This is a genomic window from Nocardiopsis sp. NPDC006938, from assembly GCF_042869555.1.
Taxonomy (GTDB): Bacteria; Actinomycetota; Actinomycetes; order Streptosporangiales; family Streptosporangiaceae; genus Nocardiopsis.
The window spans coordinates 393,866-408,930 of the sequence record NZ_JBIAGA010000001.1 but is presented as its reverse complement, the minus strand read 5'-3'; the positions used below and the strand labels follow the sequence as shown (position 1 = coordinate 408,930).

The 15,065-nt window shown below is 72.4% G+C and carries 14 protein-coding genes; 11 read left to right on the top strand and 3 right to left on the bottom strand.

Features of this window, described 5'->3' with window-relative positions; translation table 11 throughout:
• Positions 1-24 precede the first annotated feature (24 nt).
• Positions 25-684: a class I SAM-dependent methyltransferase gene (locus tag ACFYL4_RS01835; RefSeq protein ID WP_357758954.1), complete on the bottom strand. Its 660-nt coding sequence runs from the start codon at positions 682-684 to the stop codon at positions 25-27.
• Positions 685-795: 111 nt separating this feature from the next.
• Entirely contained in the window at positions 796-1,509 is a 714-nt protein-coding gene (locus ACFYL4_RS01830) for a metal-dependent hydrolase (protein ID WP_357759134.1), read from the bottom strand.
• A 235-nt stretch (positions 1,510-1,744) separates the two neighbouring features.
• Between ACFYL4_RS01830 and ACFYL4_RS01825 the strand changes: the two genes are divergently transcribed.
• The 10 genes from ACFYL4_RS01825 to egtD all read left to right on the top strand — a co-directional run bounded on the left by ACFYL4_RS01825 (position 1,745) and on the right by egtD (position 13,537).
• Positions 1,745-3,580, top strand: coding sequence for an ABC transporter substrate-binding protein (locus ACFYL4_RS01825; protein ID WP_357758957.1), 1,836 nt, complete (start codon positions 1,745-1,747; stop codon positions 3,578-3,580).
• Complete coding sequence (locus ACFYL4_RS01820) at positions 3,577-4,647, top strand: ABC transporter permease (RefSeq protein ID WP_387515644.1); 1,071 nt, start codon at positions 3,577-3,579, stop codon at positions 4,645-4,647. Before ACFYL4_RS01825 ends, ACFYL4_RS01820 begins: the two co-directional genes overlap by 4 nt.
• The gene (locus tag ACFYL4_RS01815) at positions 4,644-5,621 is read left to right on the top strand and encodes an ABC transporter permease (RefSeq protein WP_357758962.1); all 978 of its coding nucleotides are present in this window, start codon (positions 4,644-4,646) and stop codon (positions 5,619-5,621) included. The genes ACFYL4_RS01820 and ACFYL4_RS01815 overlap by 4 nt, the downstream gene beginning before the upstream one ends.
• Positions 5,618-6,670: an ABC transporter ATP-binding protein gene (locus tag ACFYL4_RS01810; RefSeq protein ID WP_387515641.1), complete on the top strand. Its 1,053-nt coding sequence runs from the start codon at positions 5,618-5,620 to the stop codon at positions 6,668-6,670. Before ACFYL4_RS01815 ends, ACFYL4_RS01810 begins: the two co-directional genes overlap by 4 nt.
• A complete protein-coding gene (locus tag ACFYL4_RS01805) occupies positions 6,667-7,764 on the top strand; it encodes an ABC transporter ATP-binding protein (RefSeq protein ID WP_387515639.1) in 1,098 nt (365 codons plus the stop codon). The genes ACFYL4_RS01810 and ACFYL4_RS01805 overlap by 4 nt, the downstream gene beginning before the upstream one ends.
• Positions 7,765-7,958: 194 nt before the next feature.
• Positions 7,959-8,906: an arylamine N-acetyltransferase gene (locus tag ACFYL4_RS01800; RefSeq protein ID WP_387515637.1), complete on the top strand. Its 948-nt coding sequence runs from the start codon at positions 7,959-7,961 to the stop codon at positions 8,904-8,906.
• A 192-nt stretch (positions 8,907-9,098) separates the two neighbouring features.
• Entirely contained in the window at positions 9,099-10,424 is a 1,326-nt protein-coding gene (gene egtA, locus ACFYL4_RS01795) for an ergothioneine biosynthesis glutamate--cysteine ligase EgtA (RefSeq protein ID WP_387515635.1), read from the top strand.
• Positions 10,421-11,764: an ergothioneine biosynthesis protein EgtB gene (egtB, locus tag ACFYL4_RS01790; RefSeq protein ID WP_387515633.1), complete on the top strand. Its 1,344-nt coding sequence runs from the start codon at positions 10,421-10,423 to the stop codon at positions 11,762-11,764. Before egtA ends, egtB begins: the two co-directional genes overlap by 4 nt.
• Positions 11,764-12,501, top strand: a complete 738-nt coding sequence (gene egtC / locus ACFYL4_RS01785) for an ergothioneine biosynthesis protein EgtC (protein WP_387515631.1) — start codon at positions 11,764-11,766, stop codon at positions 12,499-12,501. The genes egtB and egtC overlap by 1 nt, the downstream gene beginning before the upstream one ends.
• A 64-nt stretch (positions 12,502-12,565) precedes the next feature.
• On the top strand, positions 12,566-13,537 hold the full coding sequence (gene egtD / locus ACFYL4_RS01780) for an L-histidine N(alpha)-methyltransferase (RefSeq protein WP_387515629.1): 972 nt from the start codon (positions 12,566-12,568) through the stop codon (positions 13,535-13,537).
• Positions 13,538-13,540: 3 nt separating this feature from the next.
• Here egtD and ACFYL4_RS01775 read toward each other — a convergent pair whose 3' ends face one another.
• Positions 13,541-14,245: a VIT family protein gene (locus tag ACFYL4_RS01775; protein WP_357758981.1), complete on the bottom strand. Its 705-nt coding sequence runs from the start codon at positions 14,243-14,245 to the stop codon at positions 13,541-13,543.
• 69 nt (positions 14,246-14,314) lie between these two features.
• Between ACFYL4_RS01775 and dapB the strand changes: the two genes are divergently transcribed.
• Positions 14,315-15,058, top strand: a complete 744-nt coding sequence (gene dapB, locus ACFYL4_RS01770) for a 4-hydroxy-tetrahydrodipicolinate reductase (RefSeq protein ID WP_387515627.1) — start codon at positions 14,315-14,317, stop codon at positions 15,056-15,058.
• The last annotated feature ends 7 nt before the right edge of the window (positions 15,059-15,065 follow it).

Sequence of the window (15,065 nt, the reverse complement as noted above, 5' to 3'; positions counted from 1 at the left end):
CGGAGGTTCCCCGTACGCGGGGCGTCAGAGCCTGCGGGCCAGGGTCAGGCCGTCGCCGATGGGCAGCAGGACCTGTTCGACCCTGTCGTCGGCGACGAGCCGCGCGTTGAAGTCGCGGATGCCCTGGACGTGCGGCGCGGTCTGCTCGGGGTCCACCACCCGACCGTGGGACAGGGTGTTGTCGGCCAGCAGCAGACCTCCGGGGCGCACCCGGGGCACCAGCTCCTCCCAGTAGTCGACGTAGCCGGTCTTATCGGCGTCCAGGAACGCCAGGTCGAACCGGGGCTCCTCGGGCAGGGCGCGCAGCGATTCCAGGGCCGGGCCGATTCGCAGCGTGATCTTGTGGTCGACCCCGGCGCGCTCCCAGTACCGGCGGGCCACCGAGGTCCACTCCTCGCTGATGTCGAGCGCGAGCAGGGTGCCGTCCTCGGGCAGGCCCCGGGCGAAGCAGATCGAGGAGTAGCCGGTGAAGGTGCCGATCTCCACGGCGTCGCGGGCGCCAGACAGCTGGGTGAGCAGGGTGCTGAAGGCGCCCTGCTCCGGGCCGATCTGCATCCCCCGGTAGTCGGGGAACAGTGCGGCGGTCTCCTCCGCGAGGTCGGACAGGACCGGGTCCACCGGCTGGCTGTGGGCGACGACGTAGGCGTGCAGTTCGGGGCTGATGCCCTCAGTGGTTCGAGTCACGCACGCCACACTAGGAGGCGCGGCCCGGCCGGGCCAGCACCACTCCCGGACCGGCCGGTGCGAAGCCCGGGTGAGGCGGCCTGGATGTACTGACCTGAGAGGTCAGTGCACCTAGTGCGAGGGCAGCAGGGTGGGCCAGTCGAAGAGGTACACGGACCCGATGATGACGCCGATGGTCAGCAGGGGGGTGACCACCTTCTGCTCCACCGGGCCGTTGGTGACGAAGCCCTGGCCCTGGCCGATGCGCTTCTTCCAGAACGGCCAGAAGATCGGCACACCCATCTTCGTGATCATGTCGCCGAAGAAGTGCAACACGATTCCGAAGGCGACGGCCAGACCCAGCCACGTGTAGTTCACGCCGACCGAGAACAGGGTGAGGGTGATCGCCGCCGTGCCCAGCGCGTTGATGATCCCCGAGGCCGTGCGGTTCTTGTCCATGCCGAACCCGAGCCCCTGGAGCGCGATTCCGACCAGCAGGAACACGAAGATCTGCACGGCCAGTTCCGACCACAGCGCCAGTGCCTGGACCAGGACGCCCATGAGGATCGCGAAGAAGAACGAGTGGGTGCCCATCCGGTGCCCGCCGAACGCCCAGCTGAGGATGTCGCTGAGGATCTCGGTGGCCTTGCCGTAGGTCTTGGTGACCGTCGCGCTCTTGTGGTCCACGTCCGGCAACAGGGCGGCGCCCGCGCACACCAGCGAACCCGCGATGATCTCACCGGGGCCCAGGTCGAAGCTGAGTCCAAGGAATTCCGTGCCCTGGACGAGCGGTACGACCGCCATCCAGCCGACCACGCCACTGAGTGCGTGCGAGTGCCCCATCATGGCGGGAACCGTAGCGGAGTCTGCCATTCGCCGCGAATCAGGACCGGTTTCGGTCAGGGAACAAAAGCCCCCACACCCTCAGGAAACACGAATGCCTCCGACAGAGGAGTCGAATGTGTTGCGATATTCCGCCTCACCTCGAAGATCGTTGACGCTCCTCGCGGCGAGTTGGTAGACAACCAACAACCCCCAGGTGGCCATGCCACCAACCCCACGAAACCTGACAGGGGCCGTCATGAAAACCCAACATCCTCCCACCGGCACCCTTCTTCGGCGGACCGCGGCGTCCGGCAGCGCGCTCCTCCTCATCGGAGGCCTCGCGGCGGCCCCCGCCGCCGCGAACGAGGCGGGCGGCACCACGCTCACCGTCGCCATCGCCCAACAGGTCGACTCGTTCAACCCCTTCACCGCGCAGCTCGCGGTCACCACGAACATCCTCCGGCACGTCTACGACAACCTCACCACGGTGAACCCCGAGACCGGCGAGCCCGAGCCCTCGCTCGCCGAGAGCTGGGAGACCTCCGACGACGGACTGACCTGGACCTTCAACCTCCGGGACGACGCCCGCTTCAGTGACGGAGAACCGCTCACCTCCGACGACGTCGCGTGGACGTTCACCACGATCATGGAGAACGACGCCGCCGCCGTCGCCAACGGCAACTACGTCTCCGGGTTCGAGAGCGTCACCGCCGAGGACGAGACCACCGTCGTCATCGAGCTGGACGAACCGCAGGCCACCATGGAGTCCCTGCGCGTGCCCATCGTCCCCCGACACGTCTGGGAGCCGATCATCGAGGAGGAGGGCGACGCCTTCTCCGACTACACCGCCGACGAGTTCCCCACGGTCGGCAGCGGCCCCTTCGTCCTCACCGACCACTCGCGTGGAGAGCACATCCGGCTGGAGGCCAACCCCGACCACTGGCGCGGCGCCCCCGGCTTCGACGAGCTGTACTTCCGCTACTACTCGGAGAAGGACGCCGCCGTCGAGGCGCTGCGCAGCGGCGAGGTCTCGTTCGTCTACGAGCTCACCGACGCCCAGATCACCTCGTTGGAGACCCTCGACGACGTCGCCGTCAACATCGCCGACGGCAAGCGGTTCCAGGCCTTCACCATCAACCCCGGCGCCGTCACCCAGGACGGCGAGGAGTTCGGCGACGGCCACCCGGCGCTCCAGGACCGCACCCTGCGCCAGGCCATCGTGATGGGCATCGACAACGAGGAAATCGTCCAGCAGGGCGCCAACGGCCAGGCCGTCGCGGCGGGCGGCTACATCCCGCCCCGCTACACCGACTTCCACTGGCGGCCCGAGGGCGAGGAGGCCATCCTCGACTTCGATCCCGACGCCGCCAACGCCATGCTCGACGAGGCCGGGTACGAGCCGGGCGACGACGGCGTACGCGTCTCGCCCGACGGCGACCGCCTGAGACTGCGCATGCACGTCCACGCCGACCGCCCCGACAACGTCCAGGCGGGCCAGGTCATCGCCGAGCGCCTCGCCGACATCGGTATCGAGATCGACAACCAGACCGTCGACCCCGGCATCCTGAGCGACGCCCTCTACGACGCCGAGTACGACCTCATCTTCACCGGGTGGACGGTCAACCCCGACCCCGACTACGTGTTCAGCATCCACACCTGTGACGCGCTGCCCACCGAGCCGGGCACCATGCAGGGCGACGCGTACTTCTGCGACGAGGAGTACGACGAGCTGTACGCCGCCCAGCTGGCCGAGTACGACCGCGAGGCCCGTGCCGAGATCATCCACCAGCTCCAGGAGGTGCTCTACCGGGAGGCCGTGGTCAACGTCCTGACCTACCCGAACATCATGGAGGCCTACCGCACCGACCACATCGCCAGCCTCCAGTTGGAGCCCGCCGAGGGCGGCAACATCTGGGGCCAGGACGGTTACTGGGCCTGGTGGTCGGCCGAGCCCGCCGAGGGCGCCTCCTCGGGCGGATCGGGCCTGTCCACCGGCGTGCTCCTGGGCATCGGGGCCGGTGTGCTGCTGCTGATCGTCGCCGGTGCCTTCGTCATCATCCGCCGACGTTCCACCGTGGAGGACCGCGAGTGACGACAACGCCCACCGAGGCGGACGAACCGACCGGGGCGGGGACCAGCGACGTCCCCGCCCCGGCGGGCCCCAGGGGGATCGGGCGGGCGGCCCCGGTGGCCGTCTACGTGCTCGGTCGCCTGACCACCGCCGCGGTCTCCCTGTTCGCCGTGATCGTCGCCGGGTTCTTCCTCTTCCGCATCCTGCCCGGTGACCCCGTCCGCGCCATGACCGAGGGGCGCGAGGTCTCCGCCGAACAGCGCGAGGAGCTGCGCCGCCAGTTCGGCCTCGACCAGCCCCTGTGGCAGCAGTTCCTCGACTACGCCGCCGGGCTGCTCAGGCTCGACCTCGGCGTCTCCTTCCAGTACCGGGAGCCGGTGGTCGACCTCATCCTGGAACGGCTCGGCCCGACGATCCTGCTCGCCGGGACCGGAACGGTCATCGCGGCGCTCCTCGGCCTGTTCCTCGGCACCCGTGCCGGGTGGAAGCCGGGCGGCCGCGGCGACCGCATCAACACGGCGGTGGCGCTGTTCTTCTGGTCGGTGCCCACGTTCTGGCTCGGCCTGCTGCTGATCGTGCTGCTGGCCTCCGGACGCGGGTTCATGCCCGGCCTGTTCCCGACCGGCGGCATGGTCTCGCCCGGCGTCAGCGGGCCGGTGGAGACCGCGCTCAGCACCGCGCGGCACATGGTGCTGCCGGTCCTGACCATGGTCGCGGTGATCTACGCGCAGTACCTCATGATCATGCGCTCCTCGCTCATGGACGAGAAGGGCGCGGACTACCTGACCACCGCGCGCGCCAAGGGGCTGCGCGACGCTCTGGTGCGCCGCCGCCACGCCGTCCCCAACGCCCTGCTGCCCACCGTGACGCTGATCTTCCTCAACCTCGGGCAGGTCGTCTCGGGGGTCATCCTCGTGGAGACGGTCTTCTCCTGGCCCGGACTCGGACAGCTCTTCTACTCCGGCCTGCGCGTACCCGACCTCGGCCTCGTCCAGGGCCTGTTCGTGGTGTTCGCGGCCTCGGTGATCCTCATGAACCTCCTGGCCGACCTCGTGTACCCGCTGCTCGACCCGAGGGTGCGCCCATGACGACACCCACCGGACCCCCCTCGGCCGGACCCGCGACCGGCGGGGGCCCGCCCGCCCCGGCCGTCTCCGCCAGCACCCTGGCCCGGCGACGGCGCCGCGAGGCCCTCGTCCGCTTCGCGCGCGAGTACGCGCGCAACCGGGCCGGGCTCCTCGGCCTGGGCCTGCTGCTCGCCATCGGCCTGCTCGCCGTCACCGCGCCGCTGTTCATCGACCAGACCCACCTGACCATCACCGGCGCACCCGGCGAGTCCCACGAACCGCCGAGCTGGCGCTTCCCCCTGGGCACCGACAACTTCGGCCGCTCGATCCTGGACCTCGTCATCTGGGGCGCGCGCGTCTCGCTCACGGTCGGCCTGCTGGCCACGTTCGTCTCGGTCACCCTCGGCACCCTGGTCGGCGTCACCGCGGGGCACTTCGGTTCCTCCGGCGGACTCGGCGGCCGGATCGCGTCCACCGTGCTCATGCGGGTCACCGACTGGTTCCTGGTCCTGCCCACCCTGGTGCTCGCGGTCGCCCTGGCCGCCGTGCTGCCCCGGGGCACCGGCACCATCATCGTCGCGATCGGCCTCACCGTCTGGCCGCCCACCGCGCGGCTGGTGCGCGCCCAGACCCTCGCCGTGGAGGCCCGCCCCTACGTGGAACGCGCCCGCGCCCTGGGCGGCGGCCACGCGCACGTCATGGGATGGCACGTGCTGCCCAACGTGATGCCGGTGGTGCTCGCCCAGACCACGCTGCTGGTGGCCACCTCCATCATCGCCGAGTCCACCCTCGCGTTCCTCGGCATGGGCGACCCCACCACCATCTCCTGGGGCGGCATCCTGGAGGCGGCCCGCACCGCCGGGGCGATCAGCGCCGGGATCTGGTGGTACATCGTCCCGCCCGGTCTGGCCATCGCCGTGGTCGCGCTCTCCTTCACCCTGTGCGGGCGCGCGGTCGAGTCCGTCATCAACCCACGGCTCAGGGGGCAGAGTTGAGCACCCTTCTCGACGTCAGCGACCTGCGCGTCACCTACTCCGGGAGCGGCGGCGACGTCCCCGCCGTGCGCGGCGTGAACCTGTCCCTGGACCCCGGCGACACCCTCGGGGTGGCGGGGGAGTCCGGCAGCGGCAAGTCCACGGTGGCCCTGGCGCTGCTGCGCCTGCTGCCCGCCAGCGCGAAGGTCACCGGAAGCGTCCTGCTGGAGGGCGAGGACGTCCTCCAGATGAAGTGGGGGCGGCTGCGCGCCGTGCGCTGGGTGGGGGCCTCGGTGGTCTTCCAGGGCGCCATGCACTCGCTCAACCCGGTGCGGCGGATCGGCGACCAGATCGCCGAGCCGCTGCTCATCCACGAACTGGTCGCGCCCGCCCGGGTGGGCGCCCGTGTGGCCGAGCTCCTCGAACAGGTCGGGTTGCCCGCCTCCCGCCGACGCGACTACCCCCACCAGCTGTCCGGAGGACAGCGTCAGCGGGTGATGATCGCGATGGCGCTGGCCTGCGAACCGCGCCTGATCATCGCCGACGAGGCCACCACCGCGCTGGACGTGATGATCCAGGCACAGATCCTGGCCCTGCTGGAACGGCTGGTGGCCGAGACCGGGATCGGGATGCTGATGATCAGCCACGACCTGTCGGTCCTGGCGGCCACCTGTGACCGGGTCGCGGTGATGTACGCGGGGCGCGTCGTCGAACAGGGGCCCGCGCGGGAGGTCGTGCACGCCCCCGCCCACCCGTACGCGAGCGCGCTCAGCGCGGCCTTCCCGAAGATCGGGGACCCGGCCTCGCGGCTGGCGCCCCGGGGCCTGCCCGGCGACCCGCCCGACCCGGCCGACCCTCCCTCCGGCTGCGTGTTCCGGCCGCGCTGCGCCGTGGCGGAGACCGTGTGCGCCACGGTCGACCCGCCGCTGTGGCCGGTGCGCCCGGACCGCGACGGCCGCTCGGACCGGCACGCCGCGTGCGTGCACGTGGGCAGCGGTCCCGAAGGCCCGAGCGGACCCGCCACCACGGGCCTCACGGGCACCAGCGACACCGAGGAGACGAGCCGTTGAGCACCGACACCGACGCACGAGGGCCCTCGCTCCCCGGGGTCCCGCACGAGGACACCGGACCGATCCTGCGCGCCGACGACGTGCGGGTGGCCTTCGCGGCCGGGGCCGCCCCGGGAGGCGGCCGGGGGACGGCACGCGCCGTGGACGGGGTCAATCTGGACGTGGCGGCGGGGGAGATCGTCGCCCTGGTCGGCGAGTCCGGCTGCGGGAAGACCACCCTGGCCCGCGCCCTGCTCGGCCTGGAGCGCCCCACCGGCGGCCGGGTCCTGTTCGAGGGGCGGCCGCTGGGCTACCGCTCGCGCGACCTGCGCACCTACCGGCGCCGGGTGCAGCTCGTGCAGCAGGACCCGATGGGATCGCTCAACCCGCGCCGGACGGTGTACGAGTCGGTCGTGGAGGGGCTGCGTATCCACGAGGGCACCACCGCGGACGAGACCGAACGGGTGTCCCGGGCGCTGTCCCGGGCCGGTCTGCGCCCGCCCGAGCGGTTCTTCTCCCGGTACCCGCACGAGCTCTCCGGAGGACAGCGCCAGCGCGTGGTGATCGCCGGAGCCCTGGTCCTGGACCCGGAGGTGCTGGTGGCCGACGAACCGGTGGCGTCCCTGGACGCGTCGGTGCGCGGCGAGATCCTGCGGCTGCTGCTGGAACTGCGCGACGAACTGGGCCTGTCCGCCCTGGTGGCCACGCACGATCTCGGGCTGGCGTGGAACATCGCCGACCGGGTCGCCGTGATGTACCTGGGGCGCGTGGTGGAACTGGGCACGGTGGAGGAGGTCCTGTCCGCGCCCGCCCACCCGTACACGCGGGCCCTGTTGTCGGTGCTGCCCGACGCCGGGTCGTCGGAGGGACCCGTGGTGCTCTCCGGCGAGCCGCCGGACCCCAAGCGGGTGCCCGCGGGGTGCCGGTTCCATCCGCGCTGCCCGGTGCTGGCCTCGGGCGAGGCCGATCGGGCCGGGGTGGCCCACCTGTGCACGACGGTCGACCCGGTGGTGCTGGGCGGCGGCGCGGAGCGCAGGGTGGCGTGCCACTGGGCGGCCGCCGACGAGGAGGGGCGCCTGCGGGCGGACGGGCCCGCCGGTCCTCTGCCCGTGTAGGGGCCCGGGACCGGTCGGGCGGTGGGAGACACGGTCCGTCGGCCGACCGGTCCCGGACGGACGCTCCCGCGCCCCGCTGACCGCGGACGTCTCCTCCTTCCCGCGATCCACACCCGTTCGCCCCGGCCAGGTGCGGCCGGGGCGAACGGCGCCTCTTCCGGAACACCTCCGTTGCGGCCCTCGTTGGCACGGACATGTCGACCAAACCGCACTCCACGCCGCCCGTACCCGCCCCGGCGCCGGGGCGCGCCCCCGATCCGCAACCGACCCTGACCGTCACCGACCTCTGGCAGGGGGCCGCCCTCGACCTGGACGCCTACCTGGCCCGCCTCGGGCTGTCCGGTGACCTCCCGCCCACCCTGGACACCCTCACCGCCGTCCACCGCGCCCACCTGGCCGCCATCCCGTTCGAGAACCTCCAGCTGCTCCTGGATCAGCCGGTTCCGCTGGACGTCCCCTCGCTGACCGACAAGATGGTCCACCACCGCAGGGGCGGCTACTGCTACGAACAGAACCTGCTCCTGGCCGCCGCCCTGGACCGGCTCGGGTTCGACCTGACCGCCTTCAGCGCACGCGTACTGATGAACGGCGACGGTCGCCCCCGGCCGTCCACCCACGCGCTGCTGCGGGTCCGGGTGGGCGACGGACACTGGCTGGCCGACGTCGGTTTCGGTGGCGGCGGCCTCGTGGAGCCGTTCCCGTTCACCGACGGCCACCAGGCCTGCCAGGGCGGATGGAACCTCCGGCTGGACCGGGTCGCGGAGGTCGGCGACGAGGAATGGCTGCTGAGGGGGTTCGACGGCCTGAACTGGCGCGACCTCTACTCCTTCGCCACCGCCGGGGCGCTGCCGCAGGACTACGCGGTGTTCAGCCATTTCCTCACCTCCCACCCGCGTTCGCCGTTTCGCGGCCGACTGATGGTGGCGCGCACGGTCGGCGGGACCCGGCACGAGCTGAACGACACGACGTTGTCGGTGGAGCGGGTCGACGGCACCGGGGAGACCCGCGAGGTGGCTCTGGGAGAGGTGGGAACCGTGTTGCGTGAGGTGTTCGACATCGACCTTGACCAGGAAGAACGCCGGATCATCGAGGACCGGGTCAGGGGCTTCGTGGAAGCCCGGAGCGAGACCCACAACGTGTGATCGTGGTCACGTTTCGCGGGCGTTCGCGGGAACCCCTCCCGTGAACTCCGACGCCAGCGGGCGTGTCCTCGGTGAGAGGGCACGCCCACTCCGGCGGCCCCTCTCGGCCTTTCCGATTTGGGGTGATCGCACACGTTCGTGACCGTGCGTGTCTGGGCAGGACCTGTGGGGCGCGACCCGAGGGAGCTGTCCATGACGCACATGACCACCGACGACGTCCACGACTACGTCAACGGCGTCTGCTTCAAGACCGGCCCGCCAGGAAAGGTCGGGGCGGAGACCGAATGGCTCGTCACCGACCCCCTGCGCCCCACCGCACCCGTCACCATCGACCACCTCGCGGACCTGCTGGAGGCCTGTGGCCCCCCGCCCGCGGGAAGCCGGATCACCTTCGAGCCGGGCGGACAGATCGAGCTCAGCTCCGCCGCCCTCCCCGGACCGGCGCGCGCCCACGAGGCGCTCGCCCGGGACCTCGACCACATTCGCAAGACCCTCGCCGACGCCGGACTGCACCTGGCCGAGACGGCGCTCGACCCCGTTCGGCCCCCCGTCCGGCAGCTCCGCCTGCCCCGCTACACGGCCATGGAGCGGTTCTTCACCAACCGCCGCGAGCCCAGCGGCCGCACCATGATGTGCAGCACCGCCTCCCTACAGGTGTGCCTGGACACCGGGGCCGACGCCGCCGACGCCGTCTCCCGGTGGGAGCTCGTGCACCGGCTCGGTCCCGTCCTGGTGGCCGCCTTCGCCAACTCCGCCGTGTGGCGCGGCCGCCCCACCGGATGGAAGTCCACCCGCTGGGCGATCTGGGCCGCCACCGACGGCACCCGCACCCGCCCGGCCCTGGAGTCGCACAGCCACGCGGACCCGGCCACCGCCTGGGCCGAGTACGCCCTGAACGCGAACGTGCTCGCCGTGTCCGAGATCCCCGGCGGAGGAGGCGGGTGGACGGCCGACCCCGGCATCACCCTCGCCGAGTGGATCGCCGGACGCGGGGCCCGCCCCGCCACCGAGGCCGACCTGGAGTTCCACCTGTCCACGCTGTTCCCGCCCGTGCGCCCGCGCGGTTGGTGGGAGCTGCGGATGATCGACGCCCTCCCGCTGCGCTGGTGGCCGGTGCCGGTGGCCCTGGCCGCCGCCCTGGTCGACGACCCCCGCGCCCGCGCCGTCGCGGAGGAGGCCACCGAACGGCTGTGCCGGGGCCGACTGCCCGCTCCCGACCTGTGGCGTCGCGCGGCCAGCCTGGGCCCGGCCGACCCCGGCGTCGCCGCCTGCGCGCGGGTGTGCTTCGACGCCGCCGTCGAGGCGCTGCCGGGGATGGGCGCCGCAGGGCTCGCCCATCTGGTGGACTCCTACGCCAACCTGTACGTCCGGCGCGGGCTGTGCCCGGCGGACGGGGCGCTCGGCGCACTCGTCCCCGTCCCGCGCGACGGAGACGGGCCCCGGGAGCGTGAGGACGCGCACCGGGAGCAGGAGGAGTACGGCGGCGCCGGAGCCGCCCACGGGGGAGGTCCCGCATGAGCCGCGAACAGGAACGCCTCAAGGAGCGCATCGCCGCCGAACTCGACCGCGGCAGGAGGCGCAGCAACGGCCTGACACTGGACGCCCTGGACGAGGAGGACCTGCTCGCCCAGCACTCCCCGCTGATGTCCCCGCTGGTCTGGGACCTGGCGCACATCGGCAACTACGAGGAGCAGTGGCTACTGCGGGCCGCAGGGGGGCGCGCGGCGCTGCGCCCGGACATCGACGGCCTCTACGACGCCTTCGAGAACCCCCGGGCCGACCGGGTCGCGCTGCCCCTGCTGCGCCCGGAGGAGGCGCGCGCCTACAACGACCGGGTGCGCAGGGAGGTCCTGGACGCCCTCGACGCGGCGGACCTGGACGCGGTGCCCGCTCCCCGGGCTCCGGGGGAGAGGACCCTGCTGGAGGCGGGATTCGTCTACCACATGGTCATCCAGCACGAGCACCAGCACGACGAGACCATGCTCGCCACCCACCAGCTGCGCCGGGGAGCGCCGGTCCTGCTGGAGGAGGAGGCGGCCCCTCCCCGGGCGGTGCCGCCCCCGTCCGAGGAGGTCCTGGTCCCCGCGGGGCCCTTCACCATGGGCACCGACGACGACCCCTGGTCCTACGACAACGAGCGCGGCGCGCACACCGTCGATCTGGACGCCTACTGGATCGACACCGATCCGGTGACCAACGCCGCCTACCAGCGGTTCGTGGACGACGGCGGCTACCGGGACCGGCGCTGGTGGAGCGCGCGGGGCTGGGAGTGGTGTCGGCGCCGCGAGGCCGAGGCACCCGCCTTCTGGGACCGTGACGGCACGACCTGGACCCGGCGCCGGTTCGGCCGTGTGGAGGAGGTGCCGCCGGACCAGCCGGTCCAGCACGTGTCGTTCCACGAGGCCGACGCCTACGCGCGTTGGGCGGGACGGCGGCTGCCCACCGAGGCCGAGTGGGAGAAGGCGGCCCGCTTCGACCCCGCCACCGGGCGCTCGCTCCGCTTCCCCTGGGGCGACGGGGACCCCGACCACAGCCGCGCCAACCTCGGCCAGCGCGCCCTGGGCCCGCACCCGGTCGGCGGGCACCCGGACGGCGTGTCCCCCCTGGGGGTGCGTCAGCTCATCGGCGACGTGTGGGAGTGGACCTCCACCACCTTCCACGGCTACCCCGGGTTCGCCTCGTTCCCGTACCGCGAGTACTCCGAGGTCTTCTTCGACCGCGACTACAAGGTGCTGCGCGGCGGCTCCTGGGCCACCCACCCCACGGCGGTCCGCTCCACCTTCCGCAACTGGGACCACCCGGTCCGGCGGCAGATCTTCAGCGGGTTCCGCTGTGCGCGCGACGCGGACCGCGACTGATGTGCCGCCACCTCGCCTACCTGGGGCCGCCGCGCACCGTGCACGACCTGCTGTACGCGGCGCCCCACTCACTGCACGTCCAGTCCTGGGCCCCGCGCCACCAGCGGTACGGCACCGTCAACGCCGACGGGTTCGGGGTCGGCTGGTACCCGGAGGGCGCCGCGGCTCCCGAACCGCTGCGCTACCGCAGGGCCATGCCCATCTGGGGGGACGCCTCCTTCGCCGACGCCGCCCGGGCCATCCGCTCGGGGTGCGTGGTGGCCGCCGTCCGCGACGCCACGGTCGGGTTCGGCTCGGAGGAGTCCGGGGCCCAGCCCTTCCGTGCCGACCGCCTGCTGTTCAGCCACAACGGGGCGGCCCGGGACGACCAGGCGCTCCTGGCCGGGATGGCGGCGCCCTTCCCGCCCGACGCCCTGGACGCCCGGGCGCCCGTGGACTCCGCGCCCCTGTTCGCGCAGACCGTACGGACCTGGCGCGGTACGGGCGACCTCGCCGGGGCGCTGGTGTCGGCGGTCCGCCGCGCCAGGGAGCTCTCGGCGGGCCGGTACAACCTGCTGGCCAGCGACGGTGACGTGATCGTCGGGACGACGGCGGGGGACACCCTCTACACGCTGCGCGGCGAGGGGGTGTGGCTGGCCTCCGAACCCTTCGACGACGGGCGCGGCTGGCGTCAGGTCCCCGAGAACTCGGTGATCGTGGCCACCCGCGAGCACACCGACGTCCGGCCGCTCGGCTGAGCCCCGGTGCGCGGCCCACAGGCTCCGCCCGCCGGGTACATCCGTAAGGGACACAGGAGGCACCATGTTCAGGATCGACCGCAACCTGACCGCCGACGAGCTCGACAAGGCCCTGCGCGCCGACGTCGCGGAGGGCCTCACCGCCCGGCCCAAACAACTGCCGCCCAAGTGGTTCTACGACGAACGCGGCAGCGAGCTCTTCGAGGACATCACGCGGCTCCCGGAGTACTACCCGACCCGGGCCGAACGCTCCATCCTGGAGGCGCGAGCCGACGAGATCGCCGAGGCCGCCGGGTCCGTCGCGCTCATCGAACTCGGCTCCGGGGCCGGGGTCAAGACCCGCCTGCTCCTGGACGCCATGCGCCGGCAGGGGGACCTGGCCCGCTTCGTGCCGGTCGACGTGAGCGGGGAGTTCCTCGCCGCGTCGGCCCACCCGGTGGCCGACGACTACCCCGGGCTGGACGTGCACGCCGTGGTCGGCGACTTCGAACGCCACCTCGGCCTGCTCCCGGTCAGCGAGGACGGCCGCCAGACGCTCGCGGTGCTCGGCTCCACCATCGGCAACCAGGAACCCGGGCCCCGCGCCTCCTTCCTGCGCGACATCCACGACGTCCTGCACCCGGGCGACTGCCTGCTGCTCGGGGCCGACCTGGTCAAGGACCCGGCCCGCCTCGTGGCCGCCTACGACGACCCGGGCGGGGTGACCGCCGCGTTCAACCGGAACGTGCTCTCGGTGATCAACCAGCGGCTGGGCGGCGACTTCGACCCCGCCGCCTACGACCACCTCGCGGTGTGGAACGCCGAGTGCGAGTGGATCGAGATGCGCCTGCGCGCCCGCTCCGCCCAGCACGTACGCGTCGCCGACCTCGACCTGGAGGTGGACTTCGCCGAGGGCGAGCAGATGCGCACGGAGATCTCCGCCAAGTTCCGACGCGAGGGCCTGACCGCCGAACTCGACGCCGCCGGATTCGACCTCACCCGCTGGTGGACCGACGACGCGGGGGACTTCGCTCTCACCCTGGCCACCGTGCGCTGAACCTCAGGCCCCGGCCGCGCTTCCGATCAGCGTGCCGACCGTGTACGTCACCAGCATGGCGAACGCGCCGCCGAGCACGCACCGCAGCGCGGCCCGCACCGGCAGGGCGCCGCCCATCCTCGCGCTGACCGCGCCCAGAAGACCCGTGGCCGCGAGCACCGCGACCACCGTCACCGCGAGCCGCCACGCGTCGGGGCTGAGCAGCATGGCGAACAGCGGCACCATCGCCCCCAGCAGGAAGGAGAACATGCTCGCGAACGCGGCCTGCCAGGGGTTGACCCGGTACCGGTTCAGACCCAGCTCCACCTCGACATGCGCGCTCAGCGCGTCGTGGTCGGTGAGTTCGCGGGCCACCCTGCGGGAGAGGTCCTCACTGAGCCCGCGGTCCCGGTACATCCCGGCCAGCTCCTCCAGCTCGCCGTCGGGGTCGTCGGCCAGCTCGCGCCGTTCCCTGGCGATCGCGGCGCGTTCGGTGTCGCGCTGCGTGCTCACCGAGACGTACTCGCCCGCCGCCATCGACAGCGCGCCCGCGAGCGTCCCGGCCACCCCAGCGACCAGCAGCGCCTCGCGGTGCGGGGTGGCCCCCGCCACGCCCACCACCAGACCCGCCGTGGAGACGATCCCGTCGTTGGCGCCCAGAACAGCCGCACGGAGCCCGTTCAACAGCGACCCCAGCCGCTTCTGTGAGTGCTCCGTGTCGCGTTCCATGGGGTCAGAGTGACACGTGCGACGCGCCCCGACACGTCTCACCACGCCGGACTCCGCTACGCTCGTGCCGTGTTCAAGGTAGGAGTTTTCGGCGCCGATGGGCGCATGGGGTCAGAGGTCGTCAAGGCGGTTCGGGCCGCCGACGACATGGAACTCGTCGCGGGCGTGGACAGCGCCGACGACCGTGAAGCCGTGCTGGGGGCCGACTACGTCGTCGACTTCACGCATCCCGACGTGGTGATGGACAACCTCGCCTGGCTGATCGGCCACGGCATCCACGCCGTCGTCGGCACGAGCGGCTTCGACGAGGCCCGTCTCGCCGAGGTGCGCGCCCTCCAGGCGGCCACGCCCGGGGCGAAGGTGCTCATCGCACCCAACTTCGGCATCGCCGCCGTGCTCATGATGCACTTCGCGAAGAAGGCCGCGCCCTACTTCGACACCACGGAGATCATCGAGCTGCACCACCCGAACAAGGCCGACGCCCCCAGCGGCACCGCCTACCGCACCGCCGAGCTGGTCGCCGAGGCCCGCCGCGAGGCCGGGGCCGGGCCGATGCCCGACGCCACCACCTCGGAGATCCCCGGCGCCCGCGGCGCCGACGTCGAGGGCGTCCGCGTGCACGCGCTGCGCGTCCAGGGGCTCATCGCCCACCAGGAAGTGGTGTTCGGCACCGACGGCGAGACCCTGAAGATCCGCCACGACTCCATGAACCGCGCCTCGTTCATGCCCGGCGTCCTCCTGGGCGTGCGCCGGACCGCCGAGCTGGCCGAGCCCCTCACGCTGGGCCTGGAGCCGCTCCTCGGCCTGGACTAGCCGCCGC

What these genes read in the sequence shown, in the direction of transcription:
- ACFYL4_RS01830 (WP_357759134.1), bottom strand. Translation starts at nt 1,509, where the DNA reads ATGATGGGGCACTCGCACGCACTCAGTGGCGTGGTCGGCTGGATGGCG.
- ACFYL4_RS01825 (WP_357758957.1), top strand. Translation starts at nt 1,745, where the DNA reads ATGAAAACCCAACATCCTCCCACCGGCACCCTTCTTCGGCGGACCGCG.
- ACFYL4_RS01815 (WP_357758962.1), top strand. Translation starts at nt 4,644, where the DNA reads ATGACGACACCCACCGGACCCCCCTCGGCCGGACCCGCGACCGGCGGG.
- ACFYL4_RS01800 (WP_387515637.1), top strand. Translation starts at nt 7,959, where the DNA reads ATGTCGACCAAACCGCACTCCACGCCGCCCGTACCCGCCCCGGCGCCG.
- egtA (WP_387515635.1), top strand. Translation starts at nt 9,099, where the DNA reads ATGACGCACATGACCACCGACGACGTCCACGACTACGTCAACGGCGTC.
- egtB (WP_387515633.1), top strand. Translation starts at nt 10,421, where the DNA reads ATGAGCCGCGAACAGGAACGCCTCAAGGAGCGCATCGCCGCCGAACTC.
- egtC (WP_387515631.1), top strand. Translation starts at nt 11,764, where the DNA reads ATGTGCCGCCACCTCGCCTACCTGGGGCCGCCGCGCACCGTGCACGAC.
- egtD (WP_387515629.1), top strand. Translation starts at nt 12,566, where the DNA reads ATGTTCAGGATCGACCGCAACCTGACCGCCGACGAGCTCGACAAGGCC.
- ACFYL4_RS01775 (WP_357758981.1), bottom strand. Translation starts at nt 14,245, where the DNA reads ATGGAACGCGACACGGAGCACTCACAGAAGCGGCTGGGGTCGCTGTTG.